General features: G+C 69.2%; 6 protein-coding genes. All 6 read left to right on the plus strand.

Features of this window, described 5'->3' with window-relative positions; genetic code table 11:
• On the plus strand, window positions 1–302 hold a 302-nt coding region (locus tag AC5RUJ_RS11645; protein ID WP_494155895.1), incomplete at its 5' end, for an acyl-CoA carboxylase biotin carboxyl carrier protein subunit.
• Window positions 303–304: 2 nt separating this feature from the next.
• Window positions 305–1468, plus strand: a complete 1164-nt coding sequence (locus AC5RUJ_RS11650) for an acyl-CoA dehydrogenase family protein (RefSeq protein WP_494002449.1) — start codon at window positions 305–307, stop codon at window positions 1466–1468.
• A gap of 25 nt (window positions 1469–1493) precedes the next feature.
• Window positions 1494–2273, plus strand: a complete 780-nt coding sequence (locus AC5RUJ_RS11655) for a CoA transferase subunit A (RefSeq protein WP_494102189.1) — start codon at window positions 1494–1496, stop codon at window positions 2271–2273.
• A gap of 10 nt (window positions 2274–2283) precedes the next feature.
• Window positions 2284–2937: a CoA transferase subunit B gene (locus tag AC5RUJ_RS11660; protein WP_494102190.1), complete on the plus strand. Its 654-nt coding sequence runs from the start codon at window positions 2284–2286 to the stop codon at window positions 2935–2937.
• On the plus strand, window positions 2934–3527 hold the full coding sequence (locus AC5RUJ_RS11665) for a MaoC family dehydratase (protein WP_494002446.1): 594 nt from the start codon (window positions 2934–2936) through the stop codon (window positions 3525–3527). The genes AC5RUJ_RS11660 and AC5RUJ_RS11665 overlap by 4 nt, the downstream gene beginning before the upstream one ends.
• Window positions 3524–4342: an HpcH/HpaI aldolase/citrate lyase family protein gene (locus AC5RUJ_RS11670; protein ID WP_494129120.1), complete on the plus strand. Its 819-nt coding sequence runs from the start codon at window positions 3524–3526 to the stop codon at window positions 4340–4342. The genes AC5RUJ_RS11665 and AC5RUJ_RS11670 overlap by 4 nt, the downstream gene beginning before the upstream one ends.
• Window positions 4343–4523 lie beyond the last annotated feature (181 nt).

A 4523-nucleotide genomic window follows, 5' to 3' on the forward strand; every position in this document is an offset into this window, starting at 1 on the left:
GCCGGCTCGCCGATGCCCTCGCGGGGGTCCGCCAAGCCGAGGGGGAGGCATCACCCGAGGTGCGCTCGCCGATGCCCGGGACGGTGACATCCGTGGCGGTGGCCAACGGCGACCGGGTGGTGGCCGGCCAGCCGCTGTTGACGGTGGAAGCGATGAAGATGGAACACCAGCTGAGCGCCGCGATCGCCGGCGAGGCCAGCATCAACCTCAAACCCGGCGACCTGGTCAAGGCCGGCCAGATCGTCGCCGTCGTGCGGGCAGCGGATCCTGTCCCCGAAGAACCTGAACAGAAAGGGGCATGACCATGCCTGACTTTTCACTGAGCGAGGACTACCAGGACCTGGTGGAGACCGTGCGGGAATTTGCCCGCGAGGTGGTGGCCCCGGTGTCCGCCAAGCACGACGAGGAGCACAGCTTCCCGTACAAAGTGGTGGCACAGATGGGCGAGATGGGACTGTTCGGCCTCCCGTTCCCCGAGGAGTACGGCGGCATGGGCGGCGATTACTTCGCGCTCGCCCTGGCGCTGGAAGAACTCGGTGCGGTGGACCAATCGGTGGCGATCACCCTGGAGGCCGGGGTCTCCTTGGGGGCCATGCCCATCTACCGCTTCGGCAGCGAGGACCAGAAACAACAGTGGCTGCCCATGCTGGCCAGCGGCGAGGCGCTCGCCGGCTTCGGCCTGACCGAACCCGAAGCGGGCTCCGACGCGGGCGGCACGAAGACCCGGGCCGAGCTCGTGGACGGGCAGTGGGTGGTCAACGGGCACAAGGAATTCATCACGAATTCCGGCACCGACATCTCCCGGCTGGTCACCGTCACGGCGGTCACCGGCACCTCGGAGCGCGACGACGGCTCGCTGAAGAAGGAGATTTCCACCATCCTGGTTCCCACCGACACCCCGGGCTTCACCGCCGAGAAGGCGTACAACAAGGTGGGCTGGAACGCCTCCGACACGCATCCGCTCACCCTGGACAACGTCCGGGTCCCGGAGGAGAACCTGCTGGGCCGCCGCGGCCGGGGGTATGCGAACTTCCTGCAAATCCTGGACGAGGGCCGGATCGCCATCGCCGCGCTGGCCACGGGCGCGGCGCAGGGCTGCGTGGACGAGGCGGTGCGCTACGCCAAGGAGCGCCAGGCCTTCGGCACCAGCATCGGCTCCTTCCAGGCCATCCAGTTCAAGATCGCCCGGATGCAGGCCCGCGCGCACACGGCGCGGCTGGCGTATTACGACGCCGCGGCCCGGATGCTCGCCGGCCAACACTTCAAAACCCAGTCCGCGATTGCCAAGATGGTGGCAGGCGAAGCCGCCATGGACAACGCCCGCGATGCCACGCAGATTTTCGGCGGCTTCGGCTTCATCAACGAATTCCGGGTGGCGCGCCACTACCGTGACTCGAAGATCCTGGAGGTCGGGGAAGGGACCACCGAAGTGCAGCTGATGCTCATCGCCCGCGAACTGGGGCTTTGACGGGCCGCAGGCAGAGGAGGACGCAGTGATCGACAAGGTAGTAGCTTCCGCCGCGGAGGCCGTGGCGGACATTCCCGACGGCGCCTCGCTGGCCGTGGGCGGCTTCGGCCTGTGCGGCATTCCGGTGGCGCTGATCCAGGCCCTGCACGACGCCGGCACCACCGACCTGGAAACCATCAGCAACAACTGCGGCGTGGACGACTGGGGGCTGGGCGTGCTGCTGGCCGACGGGCGGATCCGGCGCACCATCAGCTCCTACGTGGGCGAGAACAAGGAGTTCGCCCGGCAGTTCCTGGCCGGCGAGCTGGAAGTGGAGCTGACCCCCCAGGGGACGCTGGCGGAAAAGCTGCGCGCCGGCGGGGCCGGGATACCCGCGTTCTATACGGCCGCCGGGGTCGGCACCCAGGTCAGCGAGGGCGGGCTGCCGCGCAAATACGACGCCGACGGCGGGGTCGCCAAGGCGTCCGAACCGAAGGAAGTCCGCAGCTTCGGCGGGGCCGACTACGTGCTGGAGGAATCCCTGCGGCCCGACTTCGGCCTGGTGCACGCCTGGAAGGGCGACCGCCTGGGCAACCTGGTGTTCCACGTGACCGCCATGAATTTCAATCCGCTGTGCGCCATGGCCGGCAGGATCACGATCGCCGAGGTCGAGGAACTCGTGGAACCGGGCGAACTGGACCCCCAGCAGATCCACACCCCCGGCATCTTCGTCCAGCGGGTGGTGGTGGCGCCGGAGGTGGAAAAGCGGATCGAAAAACGCACGGTGCGGTTGGCCGGCCACGACACCGGCGCGACCGGGAAGTAAGGAGCACGCCATGGCGCTGACGCGCAACGAACTGGCCGCCCGGGTGGCCAAGGAACTGGAAAACGGGCAGTACGTGAACCTGGGCATCGGCATGCCCACCCTCATCCCCAACTACATCCCCGACGGCGTGGAAGTCATCCTGCATTCGGAGAACGGGATCCTCGGCGTCGGCCCCTATCCGACCGAGGACAACATCGACCCGGACCTGATCAACGCGGGCAAGGAGACCGTCACGCTCAACCGGGGAGCGGCGATCTTCGACTCTTCCGCTTCCTTCGGCATGGTCCGCGGCGGGCACGTCGACGTCGCCGTTCTCGGCGCCATGCAGGTGTCCCGGACCGGGGACCTGGCCAACTGGATGATCCCCGGCAAGATGGTCAAGGGCATGGGCGGTGCCATGGACCTGGTCTTCGGCGCCAAACGGCTGATCGTCATGATGGAACACGTGGACAGGGACGGGAATCCCAAGATTTTGACCGAATGCACGCTGCCGCTGACCGGCAGGGGCTGCGTGGACACCATCATCACCGACCTGGCGGTCATCGACGTCGGGGAGCAGGGACTGGTGCTGCGCGAGACGGCCCCCGGCGTCGACATGCGGGACGTCGTGGCGGCCACCGGAGCCGAGCTCCGGGTCGACCAGTACCAGGCGGGTGCCCGGTGAACACCGACGCCGGGGCAGCGGCGACGCCGTCGGAAGCGGCCGGGGCGCAGAAAGTGATCATCCAGCGCGGGCTCTACTTCGAGGAGATCGAGGCAGACGTCATCTACGCGCACCGGCCGGGCCGGACGGTCACCGAGGCGGATAATGTTTTCTTCACCACCGCCACCATGAACAACCAGGCGCTGCACCTGGACGCGGCGTGGGCGGCGGAGCAGCCGTTCGGCCAGCGGCTGATGAATTCCATGTTCACCCTCGCCACCGTGGTGGGCCAGTCGGTCGGCCAGCTCACCCAGTCCACGATCGTGGCTCAGCTGGGCATGACCGACGTGACGTTCCCGCACCCGCTCTACCACGGGGACACCCTGTACACGGAGACGGTGGTCACCGACAAGCGGCTGTCCCGGTCCCGGCCGGGGACCGGGGTGGTGACCATGCACCATACCGGCCGGAACCAGCACGGGGATGTGGTCGCCACGGTGACGCGCAGCTGCCTGATGTGGACCAAGGATGGCCACGCGGACGCCATCGCGGGCTCGGAAACGGCCGACGCCGAACTGTGGGACGGCCGGCCCGGGGACGGAAGCCGATGACCGGCTTCGGCATGGGACCGGCCATCCTGTTTTGTCCGGCGGACCGCCCGGACCGGTACGGCAAGGCGGCCGCACGCGCCGACGCGGTGATCCTGGACCTGGAGGACGCCGTTGCTCCGGCCGACCGTGCGGCGGCCCGGGCAGCCATCATCGACAACCCGCTGGACCCCGACCGGACGATCGTCCGGGTCAACGCGGCCGGCACCGCCGACCACGCACCGGACCTGGAGGCCGTCCGCCGGTCCGGCTACCGCACCATCATGCTGGCAAAGGCGGAGGACGCGGCGGCCGCCGGCGGGCTGGGGGAGTACTCGGTGGTGGCCCTGTGCGAGACGGCCCTCGGCGTGCTGCGCGCCGCGGAACTGGCACGCTGCGCGAACGTCACCGCGCTGATGTGGGGAGCCGAGGACCTGGTCGCCTCACTGGGCGGCAGCTCCAGCCGGTTCGCGTCCGGAACCTATCGGGACGTGGCCCGGCAGGCGCGTTCGCAGGTCCTGCTCGCCGCCGGCGCCTACGGCAAGGCCACCATCGACTCGGTCTACCTCGACATAGCGGACCTCGGCGGGCTCGCCGCCGAGGCTGAGGACGCCGTCGCCTCGGGGTTCGCGGCCAAGGCCATCATCCACCCCAGCCAGGCCGACGTGGTGCGGGCCGCTTATCGCCCGGGCGAGGAGGAAACCGACCATGCGGCCGCGCTGCTGGCCGCCGCCGCCACCGAATCCGGGGCCTTCCGGTTCCGCGGCCAAATGGTCGACGGGCCGGTCCTCAAGCACGCCGAGCAGATCCTGCGGCGGGCCCGGCAAACCCCGTCCTAACGTCTGGTCGGGACGCAGGCCCCGTCCTGACTCGTGAGCGGGGCCGGAACACGGTCCTAGCGGCCTATCGGGACGTAAAACTTCTCCGGCCGGCCGGCTGCCCCGTAGCGCGGGGTGATCCGTGCCTCGCCGCGCGACACCAGGTACTCCAGGTAGCGCCGCGCGCTGACCCGGGCCAGGC

Source organism: Arthrobacter sp. Y3223164 (assembly GCF_059091005.1).

What these genes read in the sequence shown, in the direction of transcription:
- AC5RUJ_RS11650 (WP_494002449.1), top strand. Translation starts at nt 305, where the DNA reads ATGCCTGACTTTTCACTGAGCGAGGACTACCAGGACCTGGTGGAGACC.
- AC5RUJ_RS11660 (WP_494102190.1), top strand. Translation starts at nt 2,284, where the DNA reads ATGGCGCTGACGCGCAACGAACTGGCCGCCCGGGTGGCCAAGGAACTG.
- AC5RUJ_RS11670 (WP_494129120.1), top strand. Translation starts at nt 3,524, where the DNA reads ATGACCGGCTTCGGCATGGGACCGGCCATCCTGTTTTGTCCGGCGGAC.